The following is a 21,345-nucleotide window of genomic DNA, read 5'->3' as shown; positions in this document are numbered from 1 at the left end:
AACAAAGAAACAAACGGAAGCCCAAGAAAAGAATCTCTAATCCAATAACGTGAAAATTGTCTGATTCAAAAGAGCCCATTAAGAGAGCCAAATCAGACAGAAAAGGAGTTCAACAATGCCTCATTCTGTAGAAAAGAAAGCTGAGATAGGTGGCGCGGGTCTACGCGGTCAAAGCGCTGGAAGCACAGCTTTATGCACTGTCGGTAAAACGGGGACGGGTCTAACGTATCGTGGTTACGATATTACGGACTTGGCAAATCATGCTCAATTTGAAGAAGTGGCGCATTTACTGTTACGCGGTCACTTACCTAATCAACAAGAGCTAGACGCCTACAAGACACATCTATTGAGCTTGCGTGGCTTACCAGCGGAGCTTAAGCAAGCGTTAGAGCTGATTCCTGCAGATGCTCACCCGATGGATGTTATGCGCACAGGTTGTTCTATGCTGGGTAACTTAGAACAGGAAATGGACTTTGAGCAACAGCGACATGCTACTGAGCGCATGCTGGCGCTTTTCCCTGCCATTATCTGTTACTGGTATCGCTTCAGCCACGATGGCGTGCGAATCAAAACGCACGATAACAGTGAAGACTGTATTGGCGGCTACTTCCTAAAACTGCTTACCGATAAAGCACCAAGCGAAACACACAAAAAGGTGATGCACTGTTCTTTGATTCTTTATGCAGAGCATGAGTTTAATGCCTCAACATTTGCGGCGCGCGTGTGTGCTTCTACGCTTTCTGATCTTCATTCTTGTATCACAGCTGCTATCGGCACGCTACGTGGTCCACTTCATGGCGGTGCAAACGAAGCGGCGATGGAGATGATCCAAGATTGGCAAACGCCAGATGAGGCAGAAGCCAATATTCTGCAAATGCTAGAGAACAAAGACAAAATCATGGGCTTTGGGCATGCGATTTATCGTGAAAGTGACCCTCGTAATGCACTGATCAAGCGTTGGTCAGAAGCGTTATCGAAAGAGGTGGGTGACACACATCTTTACGCGGTCTCTGAGCGTGTGGAATCCGTTATGAAGCGCGAGAAAGGTCTGTTCTGTAATGCCGATTTCTTCCATGCTTCGGCTTACCACTTCATGGATATTCCAACCAAACTGTTTACACCAATCTTTGTGATGAGCCGACTGACAGGTTGGGCGGCGCACGTGTATGAACAACGTGCGAACAATCGAATCATTCGCCCAAGTGCGGATTATACCGGACCGGATCATCAAGACTGGGTGCCAATCGAACAACGCTAGCGCGTGACGCCTCTTTGTGAGTTTTGTCTTGATGGCATTCACAAGGGGCGTCTCTTTCACCGCGAATCCATTTCAAAAACAGTATCGCGGTGCGTTCAGGCACAAGATGTACACTAAAGCGGAAGCAAGCCCATGAGCATCACCACAAATATAAATACTCAATATCGTAAGCCGCTCCCGGGAACCCAACTCGATTATTTTGATACCCGAGAAGCAGTTAACGATATTTCTCCTGGAGCCTATGAAAAGCTCCCATACACCTCACGCGTTTTAGCCGAGCAGTTGGTTCGTCGTTGTGACCCAAATACGCTCACTGATAGCCTAAAACAGTTGATTGAACGCAAACGTGACCTCGATTTTCCTTGGTATCCGGCACGAGTGGTTTGTCATGACATCCTTGGACAAACTGCATTAGTCGACCTCGCTGGTCTGCGTGATGCGATTGCCGAACAAGGCGGTGACCCAGCGAAAGTAAATCCGGTGGTTGAAACACAATTGATTGTCGACCATTCACTGGCGGTCGAACACGCAGGCTTTGACCCAGACGCGTTTGAGAAAAACCGTGCGATAGAAGAGCGCAGAAACGAAGACCGATTCCATTTTATTGAATGGTGTAAAACGGCGTTTGAGAACGTCAGTGTTATTCCTGCGGGTAACGGCATCATGCACCAAATCAATTTGGAGAAGATGTCTCCGGTGGTGCAAGCTAAACAAGGCATTGCTTATCCAGATACCTGTGTCGGCACTGACAGTCACACGCCTCACGTTGATTCTCTTGGCGTTATTGCGATTGGTGTCGGCGGTTTAGAGGCGGAGACGGTTATGCTGGGTCGCCCGTCGATGATGCGCCTGCCAGACATAGTTGGCGTAAAGCTTACTGGTAAGCGTCAACCGGGTATTACCGCCACCGATATCGTGCTGGCGATTACCGAGTTTCTGCGAAATGAACGCGTGGTTTCATCTTATCTCGAATTCTTTGGTGAAGGGGCGCGAGACCTAACCATTGGTGACCGCGCGACCATCTCAAACATGACACCAGAATACGGTGCGACCGCTGGGATGTTCTACATTGATGAGCAGACCATTAATTACCTCAAACTGACGGGGCGTGACGAACAACAGGTCGACTTGGTCGAGAAGTACGCCAAGCAAACCGGCCTATGGGCAGATGATTTAGACACTGCCGTTTACGAACGCGTGCTTGAGTTTGATTTGTCTCAAGTCGGGCGCAACCTGGCTGGTCCATCTAATCCGCATCGTCGTTTGCCTACCTCAGAGCTTGCTGAGCGGGGCGTTTCTGGCGAGTGGCAAGAGAAAGAAGGCGAACTTCCAGATGGCGCGGTGATCATCGCGGCGATTACTTCTTGTACCAACACCAGTAACCCAAGAAACGTTGTGGCAGCAGGTCTTGTTGCTAAGAAAGCGAATGAGCTTGGCTTGGTGCGCAAACCTTGGGTGAAGTCTTCATTTGCTCCGGGTTCTAAAGTTGCTCGACTTTACTTGGAAGAGTCTGGTTTACTCCCTGAACTAGAGAAGCTTGGTTTTGGTATCGTGGCTTATGCGTGTACAACCTGTAACGGCATGAGCGGCGCACTTGACCCGAAAATCCAACAAGAAATCATCGACCGCGACCTGTATTCAACGGCGGTACTTTCTGGGAATCGCAACTTTGATGGTCGAATTCATCCTTACGCAAAACAAGCATTCTTAGCATCGCCACCTTTGGTCGTTGCATACGCGTTAGCCGGTACGATTCGTTTTGATATCGAACGTGATTCTTTAGGCACAGACAAAGACGGCAAGCCGGTTTATCTCAATGACTTGTGGCCAACAGATGAAGAAATTGACGCTGTGGTGGGTGAGTACGTTAAGCCAGAGCAGTTTAATCAAGTCTACATTCAAATGTTCAAACTGAATGATGAGGCTCGTAACCCGAATCCGCTCTACGATTGGCGCCCGATGAGTACGTATATCCGAAGACCTCCTTACTGGCAAAAAGAGGGGGAGGGAGCATTGGCTGGTGAGCGAACTCTGTCTTCAATGCGTCCTCTTGCAGTTTTAGGCGATAACATTACGACCGACCATTTGTCGCCATCGAACGCGATTTTGGCAAGCAGCGCAGCAGGTGAGTATCTCGCAAAGATGGGCGTGCCAGAAGAAGACTTTAACTCATACGCGACGCACCGAGGGGATCACTTAACCGCGCAGCGCGCCACTTTCGCTAACCCGAAACTGTTCAACGAAATGGTCACGGAAAATGGCGAAGTCGTGCAAGGATCGCTGGCGAGAGTCGAACCTGAAGGCAAAGTGACGCGCATGTGGGAAGCGATTGAGACTTACATGAATCGTAAGCAGCCACTTATCGTGGTCGCAGGTGCGGATTATGGTCAAGGATCGTCGCGAGATTGGGCGGCGAAAGGCGTTCGCTTGGCGGGTGTAGAAGCGATTGTCGCGGAAGGTTTTGAGCGTATTCACCGTACCAATTTAGTTGGCATGGGTGTACTGCCTCTGCAATTTAAAGATGGCGTGAACCGAAATACGCTCGAATTAGATGGCACTGAGCTTTATGACGTTATTGGCGATATCACTCCTGGTGCTGATTTGGCGTTGGTGATTACCCGTGCTAATGGCGACAAGGTTGATGTACCAGTGACTTGTCGACTCGATACCGAAGATGAAGTTCACGTGTACAAAGCGGGCGGTGTGTTACAGCGCTTTGCTCAAGATTTCCTCTCGCAATAGATAGCGCAATAACGGAGCAAGATATGGATAGCAAGATGCAAAGCCAAATCAAAGTCCCGGCGACTTACATGCGCGGCGGTACGAGCAAAGGTGTGTTCTTCAACCTTGAAGATTTGCCACAGCCAGCTCAAGTTGTAGGCGAGGCAAGAGACAAACTGCTACTTCGTGTGATTGGTAGCCCAGACCCGTATGCCAAACAAATTGATGGCATGGGCGGCGCGACTTCCAGCACCAGTAAAACTGTGATTGTGTCGCGCAGTCAGCGAGTCGATCACGACGTTGATTACCTGTTCGGACAAGTATCGATAGATAAGCCATTTGTCGATTGGAGTGGTAACTGTGGCAACCTTTCTGCTGCAGTCGGACCTTTCGCCATTCATGCAGGGTTGATCGACGAAGATCGTATTCCTCAAAACGGCATCGTTACCGTTCGTGTATGGCAGGTAAATATTGGCAAAACCATATTGATTCATGTGCCAATCGTAAATGGTTTCGTTCAAGAAACAGGGGAGTTTGAGCTTGATGGTGTGACGTTCCCTGCGGCAGAAATCCAAGTTGATTTTGTCGACCCTGCTGACGGCGAAGGCAGCATGTTTCCAACTGGCAATCTAGTAGACGATTTGGTCGTAACGGATGTTGGGACTTTTAATGCCACCTTCATCAACGCTGGTATACCGACGATCTTCATTGATGCAGAAGCGCTTGGCTACCAAGGTACTGAGCTTCAAGATTACATCAATAACGATGAATCTGCTCTTGCAAGGTTTGAGTCTATTCGTGCTTATGGCGCGCTAAAAATGGGGCTTATTGATTCGCTCGAAGAGGCTCAAACATGTCAACACACGCCTAAGATTGCGTTTGTTTCACAGCCTAAATCCTATTTATCGTCGAGTGGTAAAACCGTAGAAGCAGGTGAGGTCGATATTCTCGTCCGGGCTTTATCTATGGGTAAACTTCACCACGCTATGATGGGAACCGCAGCGGTCGCCATTGCCTCGGCGGCATGCGTACCAGGTACTTTGGTCAATTTAGCGGCTGGTGGCGGAGAGAAAGAATCTGTGACGTTTGGGCATCCATCAGGAACGCTTAAGGTGGGGGCAAAAGCCAAACAAACAGAACAAGGTTGGGTGGTTGAGAAAGCCACCATGAGCCGCAGCGCGAGAATACTGATGGAGGGTTTTGTGCGTGTTCCCTCCAATGTCTTTGAATAGCACAATTGCATGGTAGTGATACTTATACCAACCACATCAATTATTTGATCATTCTTGCTTGTTAAAACCGCTGATAACTTCGTTAAACCTATTTCTTAGTTAAAGAAGGTGTAGGTAGAACAACTAGCTAGCTGCAATCTTTGCCTTGTTCTAAGCGGTTTTACCTACGCAATCTTCTGAACATCTAATTAATGCGATTGGTATTAAAAAGCAATGTCATGACATACTGGAGGAAGCAATATGTCTGCATATCAAAAAGAATACCTTTGGGCACAAAATGAACCGGAAAACTTTTGGCGTGCTCAAGCTGAAAACATCGATTGGTTTGAAGCGCCAAACACCATCTTACAAGCTGACGAACATGGGATTGAACGTTGGTTTCCTGATGGCGTATTGAACACGTCATGGCTCGCGTTGGATTATCATTGCGAACAAGGGAGAGGCGACAAAACCGCCCTGATTTATGATTCGCCAGTGACGGGTCAAAAACAAACATACAGCTATCAAGCTTTGCGTGACCAAGTGGCAAAAATCGCGGGTATGCTTTCCAACCAAGGCGTCACCAAAGGCGATCGTGTGGTCATCTACATGCCGATGATCCCAGAAGCGGCAATGGCGATGCTAGCTTGTGCTCGATTGGGTGCGATTCATTCGGTGGTGTTTGGCGGTTTTGCTCCGAATGAGCTCGCAGTTCGAATTGAAGACGCAGAACCCAAAGTCATCATGACGGCGTCTTGTGGCATCGAAATCAATAAGGTAATTCCATACAAACCAATGGTTGATAAAGCCATTATGGACAGCCGTTGGAAGCCAGAGAAAGTCTTTGTTCTTCAGCGCCCACAGTGCGAAGCGGAGCTTAATCTTGAGCGTGATTTAGATTGGCAGCAAGAATACGCGCAAGCTTTGCCTCATGCGTGTGTCCCCGTGCTTGCGACAGATCCTCTTTATATTCTCTATACCTCTGGTACAACAGGGAAACCAAAAGGCGTGGTGCGTGATAATGGTGGTCATGCGGTAGCGATGAAATATTCGATGACGTCGATTTATAACATTCCCCAAGATGGTGTGTTCTGGGCAGCATCGGATGTAGGGTGGGTCGTTGGTCATTCTTACATTGTGTACGCGCCGCTGATTCATGGCTGTACAACAGTTCTATTCGAAGGCAAACCGGTTAGAACACCAGATCCGGGTGCATTCTGGCGTGTTTGTGATGAATACAAAGTGGATGTGCTTTTCTCCGCGCCAACCGCTTTCCGTGCAATTAAAAAAGAAGACCCAGAAGGCGAGTTCATTAAGCAATACGACTTGTCCAACCTCGACTCAATCTTTATGGCAGGCGAACGCCTTGACCCACCAACACTAGAATGGGTAGAAAGCAAAGCAGATAAGCCAGTCATTGACCACTGGTGGCAAACAGAGACTGGATGGGCAATTGCGGGTAATCCGACTGGTATCGAGTTAATGCCAGTAAAAGCGGGCTCTGCTACCAAGCCGATTCCTGGCTATCAGGTCGAGATTCTGAACGAAATGGGCATGCCAGTAGGCGCAAATCAACAAGGTTTTGTGGCTCTGAAGCGCCCATTACCACCAAGCTGTTTGCCGACTGTCTGGCGCAACCATGACCGCTTTGAAACAGGTTATCTAAGTCAATTTCCGGGTTACTACGTATCGGGAGATGGTGGTTACCTAGATGAAGAGGGTTACCTGTTTATCATGGGACGTATTGATGACGTAATTAACGTCGCAGGTCACCGTCTGTCTACTGGCGAGATGGAAGAAATCGTTGGTGGTCACCCAGCGATTGCGGAATGTGCGGTCGTTGGTATCCACGATGAGTTAAAAGGTCAGCTACCGCTTGGTTTCGTGGTTCTTAAAGATGGTGTGAAGATTGATGACCTAACGCTAGAAGGTGAGTTGGTGGGTAAAGTACGCAACGAGATTGGCGCTGTGGCTTGCTTTAAACATGCGCTGGTTGTTGACCGTTTGCCAAAGACCCGCTCAGGTAAAATTTTGCGAAGAACCATTCGTCAAATAGCTGATGGTGAACAATACGTGGTGCCATCAACCATTGATGACCCATCCAGTCTAGGCGAAATCGAACGCGTGCTTAAACGTAGTTAGTTAAGTGCAATCTTAATTAAGCACGATCTTAGATTAGCTACGAGCAATCATAAACATCCAAGCCTCTTGCTTTGTCAGCAAGAGGCTTTTGCATTCCTGCTTGCCTAAATGCATGTTTAAACACACACTATATGGATTCCCGTTTTTGGCTTCTTTTCTTATGTCTACTTTTTTAATCAAACCAGCGCTTTTTGACGATCTTGAACAACTCAATGATTTGATGTTCGAGTTACATGATGAGCACCACATTCAGTCTCCGGAGTTTTTTAAAACCGCAGAAGAAATCGAACAAGAGAAGAGCATCGCTCGTTATCTCGATAACCCGGAGTGCTTGGTTTATGTCGCTAGAGTAGGCGATGAGATCATCGGCTTTGTATCAGGACATTTCTGTGAACTTATTTCTACGGTTAGTAAGCCAGTAATGATGGGAAGTGTTGATGAGCTCTACGTCTTACCAGAGTATCGTAAACAGGGCACTGCAAAAGCTCTGATTGAGAAGATAGAGGCGACATTCGTTGATTATGGAGTGAAACAGATGTTTGTTGAGGTTTGGGACTTTAACCAGACAGCGATTTCTCTCTATGAGAACCAAGGTTTTGGGCATCATATTCATTGGTTAAGAAAGTCGTTAGCGTAATGTTTGGAAGTACGATGTTTCGGATAGCTGTCTACAAATACATTCCACACGCACCTGATAGAATTACGCATTTTGGTATGAGAGCCATTTCGATTGAATAACGCTTTCAATGGGTTAGGGTTAATAACAGGGCGTTACTCGTTTTTGCTCGTGAAGCCTAAGTATTTTAGTAGAATCACTTCTAGCCCAAAAATCACACCAAGAGCCACGCAAAACCATGTAAATGCCATTGTGGAATCAACACCAGGTATGCCGCCGATGTTGATGCCAAGTAAGCCAGTTAAAAAACTGGTGGGTAGAAATATGGTGGCAACCAAGGTAAAGAGATAGCTATTCTTGTTCGTTTTCTGCTCTCGTCTATGTCTGATTTCTTCTTGAAACAACTCAACTTCGCCAAGAAAGAAGTCGATTGTTTCGTTGATTCGAATGATGTTGTTATGGGCGAATCGATATTGGTGTGGCCTTGTTATTACCAACGGTGCTTCAGACTCAATTAGATCTCTAATCGCGTATTGTTGTGGGCGTATGAATCGCTTTATAGACATCAGCGCTTTTTGTGCGGAGATATGCTTGTAGGTTGATTCATCGCTTACATCGAACTCATTTAACGTATTTTCAATAACGTCTAAATAGGTATCAATTTTCCCATTCAGACCGTCGATAATGTGGTTTAACAAACTAGCTAAACTCTGTGGACCTTTTTGCTCTGCTAGGGCCTCTCTAATATCCATGATTGCTCTGGATGGTGTTTTACGTGTTGAGATTAACGCGCCGTTGTAATAGAGGATTCGGATACTGAGCATGTCCTCTGGAGAAGCGTTAGCGTTCATATTGATTCCGCGCAAAATGAGCAAAAAGTTCTCCCGATCTAATTGATGAAAAGAGGGGCGACTTTCGTCTGCGAGTAAATTGTCTATCGTTGATCGCGGTATTGTGTTGAACTCTAACCAGTCGCGGGTCGCGACGTGACCTCTCTCGCAGTGGTACCAATGATGTGGTTCTATTTTTTCACTTGAGTTTTCTTGTTTGGTAGGATTTTCGCTTAAGAAATCCCAATGTTCGATCATGAAACCCATCTTTGCGTCCTTGTAATAGAGGGAGAGTTATCTGATTATTTTCTATTGCTCAGCGATGAGTAGCATATCACAAGGAGGGGCTTTTAGTAGGCAGTCCACCGTACTTCCCATCCAGTAACGAGATGCGCTACTTCTTCGACAGGCGCCTAGTATCAAAATGGATCCTTTGTGTATTTTCACCGCTTCAGCGAGCGCGAAATCTGGATTTCCTTTGATGAAGGTAAGGGGTACCGAGTTAAGGTTTTTCTTTTTAAGGAATTCTAGTACGCCTTCTTTCTGGCTTTGCAAAATTTCTCGACGGAACTCTGTCAAATATTCTGCGACATATTGGCAATAAACAAGCTTGAAGCTTTGTGCCAGTGTATCAGAAAGACGTAACCCCGCTTTGATGATGGCACGATCTATGGTGCCGCTCTCGTCGTCCCTGTGTAATGGATCGATCGCTCCGAGCACTAAGGTTGATGTTGACCACGACTTGTCAGTGAGTAAGAACAAGTTTTTGTTCTCAGTTATTAAAACTGACATTAGTTCATGTGTTACATTAATGCTCTTAGCATCAACAAAAAGTGTGTTGTTATTACTGGATTCTCTAATAAGTTGCGAGATCCATTTCCGTCCGTCTAAATGTACAAAATCTAGCTCGAACTTTAAGTCTTCTTCTTTTGCTATAAGAGTGACTTTTTCAAGCACTTGAATGGTCCAATTTAAGTACCGATCGGTTGTACGTTTGGTTTTTCGTTCGCTATCACTGATGAAATCAAAAAAAGTTTTATCTTCGCTCCTTCGATAATCTTCTCCATAAATTTTGATCGGTGAGTTTTTTTTAGAGGCGTAGATAAGAGTTTTCATTAGCACCTTTCTGGACGGAATACTTGAAGTTTTCAGAAGTAAATCTACGGTTGGCATGTTTATCTCCTATCTATATCAGTGATTGTTGAGAATACTGCTATACACATTAATCAAAAATCTAAGACTTCTACTACCTAACTTACTCAAGTCTAGGAGAAAAAATACAAGAAGGGGGGAGGGAATTCATGCATTGTAAAGTCAATATATTAGCTGTGTACTGTGTCGACAAGCGTATGTTCCAATATTGGAATAATCATGGTTGCTAGGTTACAAATTCCGACGCAAAATATTCTGACCGTTGACTAAGGGATCAAGTTTGAATCCAAATATGTCGACGATCGTGAAATGTCGTGTTTTTCCCAATGATCTGTCGTTTGCTGTGAATTGAAGGTGACAGTGTGTTGTCTTGGTATATCAGCGAAAAAATACTTGTTTTACTGTTATTCTAATGTTGGCACCAACGTGGCACATGGTATGAGCAATATTTCACCATCTATGTGGATGGTGGCATCAAAGTTCGCGGTTATTGTTATGATTTTATTCATCCGAGATATGAAAATAGCGGCTATGCTATTTCCCGCTACTTGTTTATCGCTGGCTTAGAGTTCGAATATAAGGTCTGGAGCTAAAATCAGTCGTCTTCTTCCGTTAATATAGGACTAATATGCGAGCCATTGTGTTTGTGCTTGCTCATATTTGTATTATGAATCTTGTTTGCCATGGTAGTGTTCCACTATTGAGAAATGATATTTTCCATGTCAAAATTTCTGACATAATCCTGATATTGCTGGCAGAATCTCGCGCTCAACTAGATTAGTGTCTGAGCTAAGTCAATTGAAATTCAGTTTCTATCGTTGTTATAGCGAACATGCGTTAGGTAGCAAATCTACAATTCGTTACTTAATTTTTGTCGAAAAATATTTGTAGCTTGGACATTATAGGGCTGCGTAGCTTTGTATTATTATAGGTTTTGTTGTGCTGAGATCTTTGTTTATTCTCATCTTTTTGTTGCTGTCATCCCTTGTTTCAGGAAACGTATTGGCTGCTATTGATTCTCCTTCTGTAAAAGGTGCGCTTTGCGTTGTTAGAGCCGACAACAAGGTTGTTTTAGTTCATGAAATTCTGACAGACCGAATTTCCCTACCTGGTGGAACTATCATTGCCGGGGAGTCTGCGAAGGTTGCTGCCCAGCGAGAAACATGGGAAGAAGCTGGTTTGTCAGTGACCGTTGGAGAGGAGCTTGGAAGAACTGAGACAGCAGTCATTTATGATTGTATATCTGACTCTGAAATTATTGCTTTTTCTCAAAACAACATGCTTGATGCTAACGAAATGCCGAGTTGGTTCGCTCCTCATTATGGAGTAGAAGTTGCTTCTACGATGTTAATGCAAGCAGAATTATTGCCTTCGAGCCTTTATCGATATCAGAGCCAGTGGCAACAGGTAAAATCCTTTATCCAAGAAGCGACCAACCAAGACGTAGTGTATGTTAGCCAGTTGGTTGAGTCTGCACCTAGCTTTCGCCAGTTAGAGCTTAACTGGATGACTAACCTACAAAGCTACATTGGGTCTTTTTCAGCAACCAGTGAAAATACTGCGTGTAACTTTGCGAAGGCGGTGACTTTTCTGACTTCTCCAGTCATGTTATTACTGCTATTCCCATATGTAATGATGCGTTTCGATGGTCGGTTTGTGTACCGTCTTTTCTTTGCAGTCTCAATTACTTCGATAATGTCCTTAGTCGCCCAACAAGGCTTTTCTCTACCTAGGCCACATGTATATTTACCGATGGCAGAGTTAACTAAGAGCTATGGATTTAGTTTCCCAAGCCTTCCAATTGCGGTTTGGTTCTGTGTTGGCATGTTTATATTCCAACGAACTGAATCATTCGGGATTAATCGTACAACGATGGGCGCAGTTACGTTAACCGTTTTGGTGATGTTCTGTAAGTTCTATCTAGGTACTGCATTTATATTGGACATGTTGATAGGTGCTGTATTTGGCTCACTGGTTGCTTGGCATATTTTAAGGTTGGAAAGTAACCCCGAAGTTGATGTTGATAAGCTTCTATGTGCGAAAGGGATTTGGTTTACGGTTACTGTTATTACAGCAGTTATTTCAGTAGTTTGGCCGCTTCCTGTGTTTGTAGTTTGGTTAGCAATACTGATGACTGCTTCTGCACTGGTGATGACATTTAAAGATACAGAGGTCAAACTGACTTTCCAACAAATGCTGTATTTGATGTTAATCCTGTTATTGGCTAATCAGGTGGTGGATTACCTAAGCCAGTTAGTCGCTTATAGTGGCTTATGGTCTTTAATTGCAACTACATTGAAATACCCATTATTGATGCTCATTTTTGTCGCTATCGCACGAAAGCTGACTCTGAAAAAAATGGTCTTGTCCTAAAAGAAAGCCTCGCATTAACGCGAGGCTCTTTGCTATCTAGCCTTTCAGAAGAAGAGGGCGTGGGTCATTAAGCGTTGAGAACAAACTTCTCGATTGATTTAGCCACACCGTGGTTATCATTACTCTCGGCAATATAGTTTGCGATGCGTTTGGTCTCTTCCATCGCATTTGCCATGGCAATACCGAGGCCCGCGTACTCAAGCATATGGTGATCGTTTTCTGCATCGCCCATACAAATCACTTCTTCAGCTTTGATACCCAAGTATTCAGCGATCGCCGAAACACCGATGCCTTTGTTACTTGATGGGTTTAAGAACTCCAAGAAGAAAGGCGCGCTTTGCACTACCGTAAACTCTTCTTTTAACTCCGCAGGTAAAGCCGCAATCACTTCAGTTAGTTTGCTTGGCTCTGCAACCATCATCGCTTTAATGATCGCGTGATTATCTTCTAGAGCGTCGAAGTTCATTTCGGTAACTTCAAGGCCGTTGATCTTCGCTTCGATATCTGTGTAAGGATTGTTCTCTTCAGTGATTAGACCGTGCTCTTGGCTGAATGCGTGAACATGGGCGCCAAGCTCTCGTGCTTTACGTGCGATCTTCTTCGCTGCTTTGCCATCGATGATTTGCTGGTGGATGATTTCGTTAGTACCAATGTTCTTTACCATTGAGCCGTTGTAGTACAGAACGAAGTCTTTGTCTGAATCGATGTTCAATTCGTCTAGTTTGTCTTGCATTCCTTCAAGAGGGCGGCCTGAGGCAAGGACTACAGTGACACCTGCTTCACGAGCTTTAGCAATCGCTTGTTTGTTCTCTTCAGAAATTACTTTTTCACTGTTTAACAGCGTACCGTCCATGTCTAGGGCGATCAGTTTGTACATCATTACTTACCTTAAAAATTGGGAACCTGAGTATGAAACTACAAAACAACCTATTTTAACAATTTATTTTTGGTTTAAATTGACCTGAGTGCGCCTCTCCATTAAGGTCTTCGCCTCGAAGTATAATGAGTTGAGTGAGTTCTACGTTGTATAAGCTAAATGAGATGTTTGAAACCATCCAAGGGGAAGGGGTTTTCACTGGTGTACCAGCGGTTTTTGTGCGTTTGCAGGAATGTCCGGTTGGGTGCTCTTGGTGCGATACTAAACAGACTTGGTACGCAGAAGAGGAAGACCAGCGCCAGATCGGTGATATTTTGGTGAAAACAGAGGATTCTCCAACGTGGTGCTTCGCCTCGGCAGAAGACATCGTAGCTGAATACAAAAAGCAGGGCTTCAATGCGAAGCATATTGTGATCACTGGTGGTGAACCATGTATTTATGATTTACGTGCTTTGACGGCTGCATTTGAAGAAATGGGTTGTCAATGCCAAATCGAAACCAGTGGTACTTCAGAGGTAGTGACTTCAGAAAGTACATGGGTGACGGTGTCACCTAAAGTCGCAATGAAAGGGAAGCTACCAGTACTCAAAAGTGCATTAGAACGCGCAAATGAAATCAAGCACCCAGTTGGCACCCAAAAAGACATCGATCAACTGGATGTGTTATTGGCGTCTGCAGAGATCGGTGAGAAGGCAGTGATCGCACTTCAGCCTATCAGTCAAAAGCCTCGTGCGACTCAACTGTGTATTGATACCTGTGTTGCTCGCAACTGGCGTCTGTCGGTTCAAACTCATAAATACCTAAGTATTGCTTAAGCTCGGAGAGAAAGATGAAAAAAGCAGTGGTTGTTTTCAGTGGTGGACAGGACTCTACAACATGTCTGGTTCAAGCGTTAAAAGAGTTTGACGAAGTACATGCCATTACATTTGACTACGGCCAGCGTCATAAGCTGGAGATTGAAGTGGCAGAGAAAGTCGCAAAAAATCTTGGTGTCGCTGCACATAAAGTGATGGATGTTGGTCTACTGAATGAACTTGCTATCAGCTCTCTGACACGTGATGACATTCCAGTTTCACATGAGCTACAAGAAAATGGTTTACCGAACTCTTTCGTTCCTGGCCGCAACATCTTGTTCCTGACTCTTGCTGGTATCTACGCGTACCAAATTGGCGCAGAAACGGTAATTACGGGTGTTTGTGAAACAGACTTTAGTGGTTACCCAGATTGCCGTGATGACTTTGTAAAAGCGATGAACAGTGCGTTGGTTAAAGGCATGGATCGTCAGTTTGAAATCAAAACGCCATTGATGTGGTTGAACAAAGCAGAAACATGGGCGTTGGCCGATCAATATGACGCGTTGCAACTTGTCCGCGAAAACACGTTAACTTGTTACAACGGCATCATCGGTGATGGTTGTGGTGATTGCCCGTCTTGCGACCTGCGCAAAGCGGGCTTAGACGACTACCTAAACAACAAAGCAGCTGTTATGCATTCTTTGGTTGAAAAGCAGAAGGTGGAAGGTCAATAGGCTCATTGTAGGCATCAATGACTGAGTTTCGTCCCGTTTTCTTTACTTGATACAGGGCTTGATCAAGTATTGAATAAAGCTCATCAAAGTCTTTCAACGGTTTTGAGGTCGATAAATAGGACATGCTTGCGGTAACTTTGAGCGCTTGGTTACTTTCAGAATAGATGTGCTTTTCAGAAATCGTTTTATGCAAACTATTAATTCTGAAAGGCACATCAACCTCATCGACGTTCGTAAGTAAAAGTATAAATTCTTCTCCCCCTAATCGGCCAATCAACTCACCTTTGTGTAACTTTGCAGTCAAGCTATCGCAGATATAGCGTAATACCTTATCACCAGTAGGGTGGCCATATATATCATTAATATCTTTGAACTTGTCGAGATCTAACAACGCGAGTACGTGTTTATTCTCACTTCCACTGATTGATGCTTTAGTTTTGATTTTCTTTATTACTGAAGCTCGATTTAAGACACCAGTCAGGTCGTCAATTTGCGCTCTTGTTTTTGCCTTCTTATGTATGAACCAAAGGGCACCCATGGCTATAATAAGACAAGCAATTACAAAGTTATATGCACGTTGTTGATACTTAAGCTCTTGGAACTCGTGCTGCTTTAAATCTCTAAGGTTTCTAATCTCAGTTAACTTCAACTCGTGCTCAAGTTCTTTTTTGGTTAAGTCTAGAGCTTTTATAGCCTTGATGTTGCTCGCATCCCTTGTTGCAAGCTCAAGATTTGCGTATTCCTCGTAGTAAGAAAGAGCAGACTTAAAGTTCTTTCGCTGTTGTTCGATTTTTGAACTGATAAGCAAAGTCTGTGCTTGTAGTGAAGGCGCCGAACTATTACTTCCAAGTGAGAGTGCACTTCTAGCGTTGGTCTCTGCCTGTGACAGGGCGTTTGCTGATAAGTACGCATCAGCGAGTGCAATGTGGCTTTCGAGTTGTAGGCGATGGTTTTGAGTTTGCTTTCCTAGGTGGAGTGCCTCCTCTAGATATGGTAAAGCACGCTCAAGATCACCGGATTCCAATATCGTGGAGCCTAAACCTAAGTATGTTAGACCCAACCCATAGTAAAAACGCTCTTCTTTCAATATAAGCAACGCATTTTGGTAATGTTGAGTAGCTAACTGATATTCATGAGTCTTTCTAAATAGGGTTGCTAAACTATGCTCTACTTGAGCAACTTCTAACGGAGACCCCTTGGCTTTCCTTATAGATAGCGCTTGGAGTAAATAATCTTTTGCTTGGTCATATTGGCCTACTTCTATCATTAGTAAAGCAGCATCATTGTAGATGCCAGTAGGGTCGCTGCTCTCAGGTAGTAGGTTAAGTAATATTGCGTACTTTGATAGTGCCTCTTGATAGTTGCCTCTATGATCGTAGTTGTTTGCAATTACCCTGTAAGCAAGATCTAAAGGAAGGAAGGATAAACTTCCCGTTGCTAATGCTGCTTCTAGCGACGAACAGTAAAAATTTGCCTGATGATATCTGCCTTGTTCGTTGAGCGTGTAACACAACTGGTAATTGAAGAGGGCTTTCATCGGTAAGTCAGAATCAGCCTTCGCTATATTAAGAAGCTCAGTAAATTTTTTTACCGATAAGTCATATTTACCTTTTTTTCGGTTTGCAATCGCATTCAAATAATTGGATTCCACACGCGCAGCTTTCCCATCTTCGGCTTGGTTGTTGCCAAAGTAAGGCTGATTAAGCATAAACATGTAGTCAAGAATTAACCCGCTAATGTAGAGCTTTTCCGCGGTTGAGCTGACAGCATGATATCTGTCTTGAAGCATGTTGAGAGCCAGCTCTTTGTTTGTCTTTACCGTGCGCTGATAGACTGAGTGCCAATTTGTCATACTTTGGGCGTTTTCAGCGGATAGAGGAGCGCTTATGGCGAGCAGAGTAAAAAAAAGAAAAAGCTTGCGCATAGTGCATATAACCTTAATTTTTCTAAATTATTATTGGCGGAATGATATACCATTTGCATAAGGGGCTTTGTGACGTAGAGCTGATGATTGGGATTATTTTCTTGCGGAAAATATGTCACTGAAAAAGAGATAATAAAAAGCCCCGCATATGCGCGAGGCTTAACAATCAAATGGGGTTTTATGCGATGTATAGTTTCGCAAGGTCTTGAGGTTCCATTTCTTTACCCTCAAGTTGGGCATTCCAGTTTGTACCAACTAAAACACCATCTTCAGCAAGAGTTAGAAGCCAATCTTCAACAAAGATATCAAGAGGGATTTCTAAGACTTCAAAATCTGCCCACTCTTCAACATTATGCGCTTGTGCGTCTTCTTTCGACGACCAAAACGGCATAACTTCGCTGTTTTCGAATTCAGTTGAATCGCAAGATAGCCAACCTTCTTCGTTACGTAAACCCCAAACCAATTGGTTTTCTTTTGTTTCGGCAACAAAAAGATCCAAGTTTGCTTGGATATCTGATGTAAGTTTGCTCATTTCAAAACTCTCATTGTTAGAACATGTTAAGGGTAACACTAAACTCAACTTTCCCCCAATGATAAATAGTCTTTGAATCAAAGATGCCTACTTATTCAACACTTCAGTGCTAGCTTTTCGGTAAAGCTGTGAAGATTGTCCATTCTTTTTTTACGTTACCTTTGTAACCGACTACTGTCGCTGTCACTCTTCGATTCATGGCATGGCTAACTTCATCGCTTCCTTGGTAGGCTAATTTAGTATCGCCAAAGCCGACAATTCGCAAGCGTTCTGGAGTAATGCCAAAGTTTATAAGAAGATTTCTGACGTTTTCTGCTCTCCTTTGCGACAATTCAAAGTTGTGCTGACTAGTCCCGGTTTTACTTGCGTAGCCTTGAAGTTCAATTGACGTTGATGGGTATTCTTTTAGGAAACTAGCCATGTCACTGATCTGTTTTCTAAAGACAGGGTTAATTTCATCTGAATCATTAGCAAAAAGAACGCGTATTTGCATTTTTTCCGATGATTTAACGTACTGACCACATCCATCGTTGTCTAATTCAGATTCTAAGGGTGTTCCTGGGCACAAGTCCCTCTCGTTGATTACACCGTCAGAATCATCATCTTGTAGATCTGCCGATTGGAGCGCGACTGGCGCCGCTTGGTAAGCGTATTCATCTTGGGCATGGGTAGGTAGAGTAATAGCTAACGGCATCAGACTAAGTAAAAAAGTCAATTTTCGCATAATTAATATTCCACCTTCTGCTTCCACTCTTGGGGAGTGTCAATTCTCAATGCATTGAGTAACTGACCAGTAGCATTCATTACTCGATATTTTGCGTATTGCTCAGCATATTTAGCATCAAGATAACCTTTTCGTGCCTCAAACAGTTCATTCTCGGTATTGAGGACGTCAAGGAGAGTACGTTTTCCTATGCGATATTGTTTTTCATACGCAATAACAGTTTTAGCTGCAGAATCCACATGGTCTGACAGAAACTCTTTTTGTTGAAGTGTTAGATCTAGAGCGCTCCATGAAAGTCTTAAGCCTTCCTCTACATTCTTATAAGCTCTCTCTCTTAAGTCTTTTGCTTTGTTTAACTGGTATGCAAAGCTCTCTGCATTTGCACTATCACTGCCACCATTAAACAGGTTATAGCGCATGCGTAGCATAGCACTGGTCTCATTACTGTCACCTTCAATGCCTCCAGCATCATCTCGCCATGTCTGTGAAGCCTCTACAGACACTGTCGGGTAATAGTTACCTTTAGATTGCTTATACTGGAACTTGGCAGAGTCTACATCCACTTTTGCAATCTTGATGACTGGATGTTCTTCGAACGCCTTACCTATCGCTTCATCTATTGTGTACGGAATAAAGTTCTGATCTGCTCTTGGAAACACAAGGCCCTGAGGTGATTGGCCGACAATGCGCATAAACATGGTATGTGCATCAAATAAGTTATTCTGTGCCGCAGCAAGGTTACCGTGCGCTTTAGCTAAACGAGCCTCAACCTGTGTCAAATCTGCGGTAGAGCCGATCCCAGAGTTAACACGTTTCTTAATGTCTCGATAGATTTTCTTGTGTACTGCTAAGTTGTTTTCAGAGAGTGTTAAGATCTCGTACGCTTTTACAGAATCTAAATAGACCTTTGCAACTTGCAATGCCATGTCTTGGGCATCTGCCAACAGTTGATAGCGCAAGGATTCTGCATCTGCTGCCGTTCTATCCATATTATTTAGGGTGGCTGAACCATCCCAAATTAGCTGAGTGAAAGTAATGCTTGCTTCTTTACGTGTTAAGTCAGTTACATCACGGTCAGAGTCGGCGGAGTCTACACGCTCGTAACCTATGCCTGCGTCTAGATCAACACTCGGCAGGTAGGCTCCTGTGGCTGCTTCGTTTATATATTTTTTGCTAACGAATTCGTTAAACGCACCTTTGATATCTGGGTTGGTTTGAAGGCTATTGGCAACAGCCTGTTCTAAAGTTTGCGCACCTGTTGAAAAAGATGCCATCACGCTGAGGCTAATCAGCTTGGCTGGAGTCCACTTCACTTCGTTGCTCCTAAGTGATTTTTATTGGTGAATGCTCAGATCTGCGTGCTTAATGATGAGCGTCGTTCGTTGTGTCAATAATTTAACGTACATTGAGTTACATAATCAACAATACAATCGCTTGAATATTAATAAAATGTTACCAAGCGCTTTACCTTAAACAAGTTAATGATAGGTTTCACGTATTGTTTCTATATGTTTCTATAGTTTTCAGTATTTAAATTGCCATAAGTTCTGAACTAACATCACGATTTTGATGGGGCAGGTTCATTGGTAAATATGTGACCTATTGAATGAAAATAGTTATTAACGTGCTGTTAATAATACTGGCATTAAGGCAATATATAACTATTAAGCATTACTAGTCAAAAGTTTGACGCAAGCAAAAGGTCATATAGTATCATGGATCGTACATCTTTAGTTTCATATCAAGAGCAAGTGGTTGTAATAGGTTTAGATGGTCAGTTACGCATACTCTCCGAAGGCTCGCAGCCAAGTAACGGTGAGATTATCGTGGAGCGAGTTAGTCAAAGCGAATTGAAAGTGGGGCTCGTGAAAGATGAACAAAGTACTGATATCAGCGACGATATTGCTCAAATTATTGAAACTCTAGAATCGGGGCAAGATCCAACCCAACTCAGCGAAGAGTTTGCTACGGCAGCAGGTACTGCCAATGGTTCTAGCTATCAACTAACGGCGACACTTGAAAGAAGTGCATCTGAAATTTTAGCCGCGACAGATTTTCAAACCTCTGGCCTTCAAGATCTTGGTGTGTCACAAACTCAAACACTGTCATTGCTCGAAGCATATCTTAACTTCAACCAAGTTATAAGTTCCGCAAGCGGTAATCCAGATACACTGGCACCGAGCGTTCCAACGGTGGTGATAACTGAAGACAGTAACAACGATGGCTCGCTTGAAAACAATGAAATTGATGGTTTGGTTGATGTACTGGTTACCTTGCCAGCTAATGCAGAAGTGGGCGATACGCTCAGTGTGACTGGTCAGCCAGATCGAGTCATTACACAAAACGATTTAGATAATGGTGTCACACTGCAATACCCGGTTCCGGCAGAAGGTGAAACGCTGACCGTTGTCGCTACGATTACGGATCAGGCAGGTAATACTTCTGAGCCAGGCCAAGATGCGGTAACAGTTCCAGTCAACGAAGCGCCAACGGCGAGTATCGACCTCGATCCAATCGTGGTGGGTGACGACAACGTTATCAACCAAGCAGAAGCGACAGGCCAAGTCACTCTTACTGGTAGTGTAGGTGGTGAAGTTGTTGAAGGTGATACGGTTCAACTGAAATTGGGCGATAACCTGCTGGCTGAAGTGGAAGTTATCAAGCTAGCTGATGGCAATCTTGGCTTTAGCGCGGATGTTGACGCTAGCGCATTAGCGGGCTTCAACGACCAGTCTGTAACAGCGTCGGTAACCATTACTGATGGTGCAGGTAATGCTGTGACTGCAACTGATACTGAAACCTACCAAGTCGATGTGGATGCGCCAACGGCGAGTATCGACCTCGACCCAATCGTGGTGGGTGGCGACAACACTATTAACGAAGCAGAAAGCACAGGTAAAGTAACGCTGTCAGGTACGGTAGGCGGCGATGTGAAAATTGGTGATACCGTTACTTTAGCGCTTGGTGAAAACCTTCTGACCACGGTGACAGTGATTGACCTAGGCAATGACCAGCTTGGCTTCAGCGTAGACGTGGATGCCAGCGACTTGGTCGGCTTTGATGGCAAGTCAGTCACCGCCTCAGTGACCGTGACCGATGAAGCGGGCAACAGCGTTGAGAAGAGTGACACTGAAACTTACCTAGTCGATGTGGATGCGCCGACGGCGAGTATCGACCTCGATCCAATCGTGGTGGGTGACGACAACGTTATCAACCAAGCCGAAGCGACAGGCCAAGTCACTCTTACCGGTACTGTAGGTGGTGAAGTTGTTGAAGGTGATACGGTTCAACTGAAATTGGGCGATAACCTGCTGGCTGAAGTGGAAGTTATCAAGCTAGCTGATGGCAAGCTTGGCTTTAGCGCGGATGTGGATGCCAGCAAACTGGTTGGTGTCGATGGCCAAGCTATCACTGCGTCGGTGACCATTACCGATGGCGCAGGTAACGCCGTGACTGC

Annotated in this window: 16 protein-coding genes; 9 read left to right on the top strand and 7 right to left on the bottom strand. The window is 44.5% G+C overall.

Annotated features, from left to right (window positions below):
• Positions 1–115: 115 nt before the first annotated feature.
• From prpC to ACTS60_RS11290, 5 genes are all read left to right on the top strand, one after another.
• Positions 116–1,258, top strand: a complete 1,143-nt coding sequence (gene prpC / locus ACTS60_RS11310) for a bifunctional 2-methylcitrate synthase/citrate synthase (RefSeq protein ID WP_440888315.1) — start codon at positions 116–118, stop codon at positions 1,256–1,258.
• A 132-nt stretch (positions 1,259–1,390) separates the two neighbouring features.
• A complete protein-coding gene (acnD, locus tag ACTS60_RS11305; protein WP_440888314.1) occupies positions 1,391–4,000 on the top strand; it encodes a Fe/S-dependent 2-methylisocitrate dehydratase AcnD in 2,610 nt (869 codons plus the stop codon).
• Positions 4,001–4,023: 23 nt separating this feature from the next.
• Positions 4,024–5,211: a 2-methylaconitate cis-trans isomerase PrpF gene (gene prpF, locus ACTS60_RS11300; protein WP_440888313.1), complete on the top strand. Its 1,188-nt coding sequence runs from the start codon at positions 4,024–4,026 to the stop codon at positions 5,209–5,211.
• Between the two features lie 240 nt (positions 5,212–5,451).
• Positions 5,452–7,332, top strand: a complete 1,881-nt coding sequence (locus ACTS60_RS11295) for a propionyl-CoA synthetase (RefSeq protein ID WP_440888312.1) — start codon at positions 5,452–5,454, stop codon at positions 7,330–7,332.
• A gap of 160 nt (positions 7,333–7,492) precedes the next feature.
• Positions 7,493–7,969: an N-acetyltransferase family protein gene (locus ACTS60_RS11290; protein ID WP_440888311.1), complete on the top strand. Its 477-nt coding sequence runs from the start codon at positions 7,493–7,495 to the stop codon at positions 7,967–7,969.
• Positions 7,970–8,103: 134 nt separating this feature from the next.
• On the opposite strand, the gene ACTS60_RS11285 is transcribed toward ACTS60_RS11290, so the two are convergent.
• Both ACTS60_RS11285 and ACTS60_RS11280 read right to left on the bottom strand, forming a co-directional pair.
• The gene (locus ACTS60_RS11285) at positions 8,104–9,045 is read right to left on the bottom strand and encodes a CorA family divalent cation transporter (protein WP_440888310.1); all 942 of its coding nucleotides are present in this window, start codon (positions 9,043–9,045) and stop codon (positions 8,104–8,106) included.
• Between the two features lie 42 nt (positions 9,046–9,087).
• Positions 9,088–9,951, bottom strand: coding sequence for a universal stress protein (locus ACTS60_RS11280; RefSeq protein WP_440888309.1), 864 nt, complete (start codon positions 9,949–9,951; stop codon positions 9,088–9,090).
• A gap of 918 nt (positions 9,952–10,869) precedes the next feature.
• On the opposite strand from ACTS60_RS11280, the gene ACTS60_RS11275 reads away from it, so the two are divergent.
• Positions 10,870–12,303, top strand: a complete 1,434-nt coding sequence (locus ACTS60_RS11275; protein WP_440888308.1) for a bifunctional NUDIX hydrolase/phosphatase PAP2 family protein — start codon at positions 10,870–10,872, stop codon at positions 12,301–12,303.
• A gap of 67 nt (positions 12,304–12,370) precedes the next feature.
• On the opposite strand, the gene ACTS60_RS11270 is transcribed toward ACTS60_RS11275, so the two are convergent.
• The gene (locus ACTS60_RS11270) at positions 12,371–13,180 is read right to left on the bottom strand and encodes a Cof-type HAD-IIB family hydrolase (protein ID WP_440888307.1); all 810 of its coding nucleotides are present in this window, start codon (positions 13,178–13,180) and stop codon (positions 12,371–12,373) included.
• 164 nt (positions 13,181–13,344) lie between these two features.
• On the opposite strand from ACTS60_RS11270, the gene queE reads away from it, so the two are divergent.
• Both queE and queC read left to right on the top strand, forming a co-directional pair.
• On the top strand, positions 13,345–13,995 hold the full coding sequence (gene queE / locus ACTS60_RS11265; RefSeq protein ID WP_440888306.1) for a 7-carboxy-7-deazaguanine synthase QueE: 651 nt from the start codon (positions 13,345–13,347) through the stop codon (positions 13,993–13,995).
• 14 nt (positions 13,996–14,009) lie between these two features.
• Positions 14,010–14,708, top strand: a complete 699-nt coding sequence (gene queC / locus ACTS60_RS11260; protein WP_440888305.1) for a 7-cyano-7-deazaguanine synthase QueC — start codon at positions 14,010–14,012, stop codon at positions 14,706–14,708.
• Here queC and ACTS60_RS11255 read toward each other — a convergent pair.
• The 4 genes from ACTS60_RS11255 to ACTS60_RS11240 all read right to left on the bottom strand — a co-directional run bounded on the left by ACTS60_RS11255 (position 14,665) and on the right by ACTS60_RS11240 (position 19,162).
• Complete coding sequence (locus tag ACTS60_RS11255; protein WP_440888304.1) at positions 14,665–16,632, bottom strand: diguanylate cyclase; 1,968 nt, start codon at positions 16,630–16,632, stop codon at positions 14,665–14,667. The two genes, queC and ACTS60_RS11255, sit on opposite strands and share 44 nt — an antisense overlap.
• Positions 16,633–16,810: 178 nt before the next feature.
• Complete coding sequence (locus ACTS60_RS11250; protein WP_010448080.1) at positions 16,811–17,164, bottom strand: DUF2750 domain-containing protein; 354 nt, start codon at positions 17,162–17,164, stop codon at positions 16,811–16,813.
• A gap of 109 nt (positions 17,165–17,273) precedes the next feature.
• Complete coding sequence (locus tag ACTS60_RS11245) at positions 17,274–17,888, bottom strand: OmpA family protein (RefSeq protein WP_440888303.1); 615 nt, start codon at positions 17,886–17,888, stop codon at positions 17,274–17,276.
• A 2-nt stretch (positions 17,889–17,890) separates the two neighbouring features.
• Positions 17,891–19,162 carry a TolC family outer membrane protein gene (locus ACTS60_RS11240; RefSeq protein ID WP_440888507.1) on the bottom strand — a complete coding sequence of 424 codons (1,272 nt, stop codon included), beginning with the start codon at positions 19,160–19,162 and terminating at the stop codon, positions 17,891–17,893.
• Between the two features lie 441 nt (positions 19,163–19,603).
• On the opposite strand from ACTS60_RS11240, the gene ACTS60_RS11235 reads away from it, so the two are divergent.
• The coding region (locus ACTS60_RS11235; protein WP_440888302.1) for an Ig-like domain-containing protein at positions 19,604–21,345 on the top strand (1,742 nt) is incomplete at its 3' end.

The organism is Vibrio sp. WZ-1 (assembly GCF_052037695.1).
Lineage (GTDB): Bacteria > Pseudomonadota > Gammaproteobacteria > Enterobacterales > Vibrionaceae > Vibrio.
The sequence above is the reverse complement of the archived record's forward strand: the minus strand, read 5'-3'. Positions and strand labels throughout refer to the sequence as shown.

What these genes read in the sequence shown, in the direction of transcription:
- ACTS60_RS11245 (WP_440888303.1), bottom strand. Translation starts at nt 17,888, where the DNA reads ATGCGAAAATTGACTTTTTTACTTAGTCTGATGCCGTTAGCTATTACT.
- ACTS60_RS11255 (WP_440888304.1), bottom strand. Translation starts at nt 16,632, where the DNA reads ATGCGCAAGCTTTTTCTTTTTTTTACTCTGCTCGCCATAAGCGCTCCT.
- acnD (WP_440888314.1), top strand. Translation starts at nt 1,391, where the DNA reads ATGAGCATCACCACAAATATAAATACTCAATATCGTAAGCCGCTCCCG.
- ACTS60_RS11270 (WP_440888307.1), bottom strand. Translation starts at nt 13,180, where the DNA reads ATGTACAAACTGATCGCCCTAGACATGGACGGTACGCTGTTAAACAGT.
- ACTS60_RS11280 (WP_440888309.1), bottom strand. Translation starts at nt 9,951, where the DNA reads ATGCCAACCGTAGATTTACTTCTGAAAACTTCAAGTATTCCGTCCAGA.
- ACTS60_RS11250 (WP_010448080.1), bottom strand. Translation starts at nt 17,164, where the DNA reads ATGAGCAAACTTACATCAGATATCCAAGCAAACTTGGATCTTTTTGTT.
- queC (WP_440888305.1), top strand. Translation starts at nt 14,010, where the DNA reads ATGAAAAAAGCAGTGGTTGTTTTCAGTGGTGGACAGGACTCTACAACA.
- ACTS60_RS11285 (WP_440888310.1), bottom strand. Translation starts at nt 9,045, where the DNA reads ATGGGTTTCATGATCGAACATTGGGATTTCTTAAGCGAAAATCCTACC.
- prpC (WP_440888315.1), top strand. Translation starts at nt 116, where the DNA reads ATGCCTCATTCTGTAGAAAAGAAAGCTGAGATAGGTGGCGCGGGTCTA.
- prpF (WP_440888313.1), top strand. Translation starts at nt 4,024, where the DNA reads ATGGATAGCAAGATGCAAAGCCAAATCAAAGTCCCGGCGACTTACATG.
- ACTS60_RS11295 (WP_440888312.1), top strand. Translation starts at nt 5,452, where the DNA reads ATGTCTGCATATCAAAAAGAATACCTTTGGGCACAAAATGAACCGGAA.
- queE (WP_440888306.1), top strand. Translation starts at nt 13,345, where the DNA reads ATGTTTGAAACCATCCAAGGGGAAGGGGTTTTCACTGGTGTACCAGCG.
- ACTS60_RS11290 (WP_440888311.1), top strand. Translation starts at nt 7,493, where the DNA reads ATGTCTACTTTTTTAATCAAACCAGCGCTTTTTGACGATCTTGAACAA.
- ACTS60_RS11240 (WP_440888507.1), bottom strand. Translation starts at nt 19,162, where the DNA reads ATGGCATCTTTTTCAACAGGTGCGCAAACTTTAGAACAGGCTGTTGCC.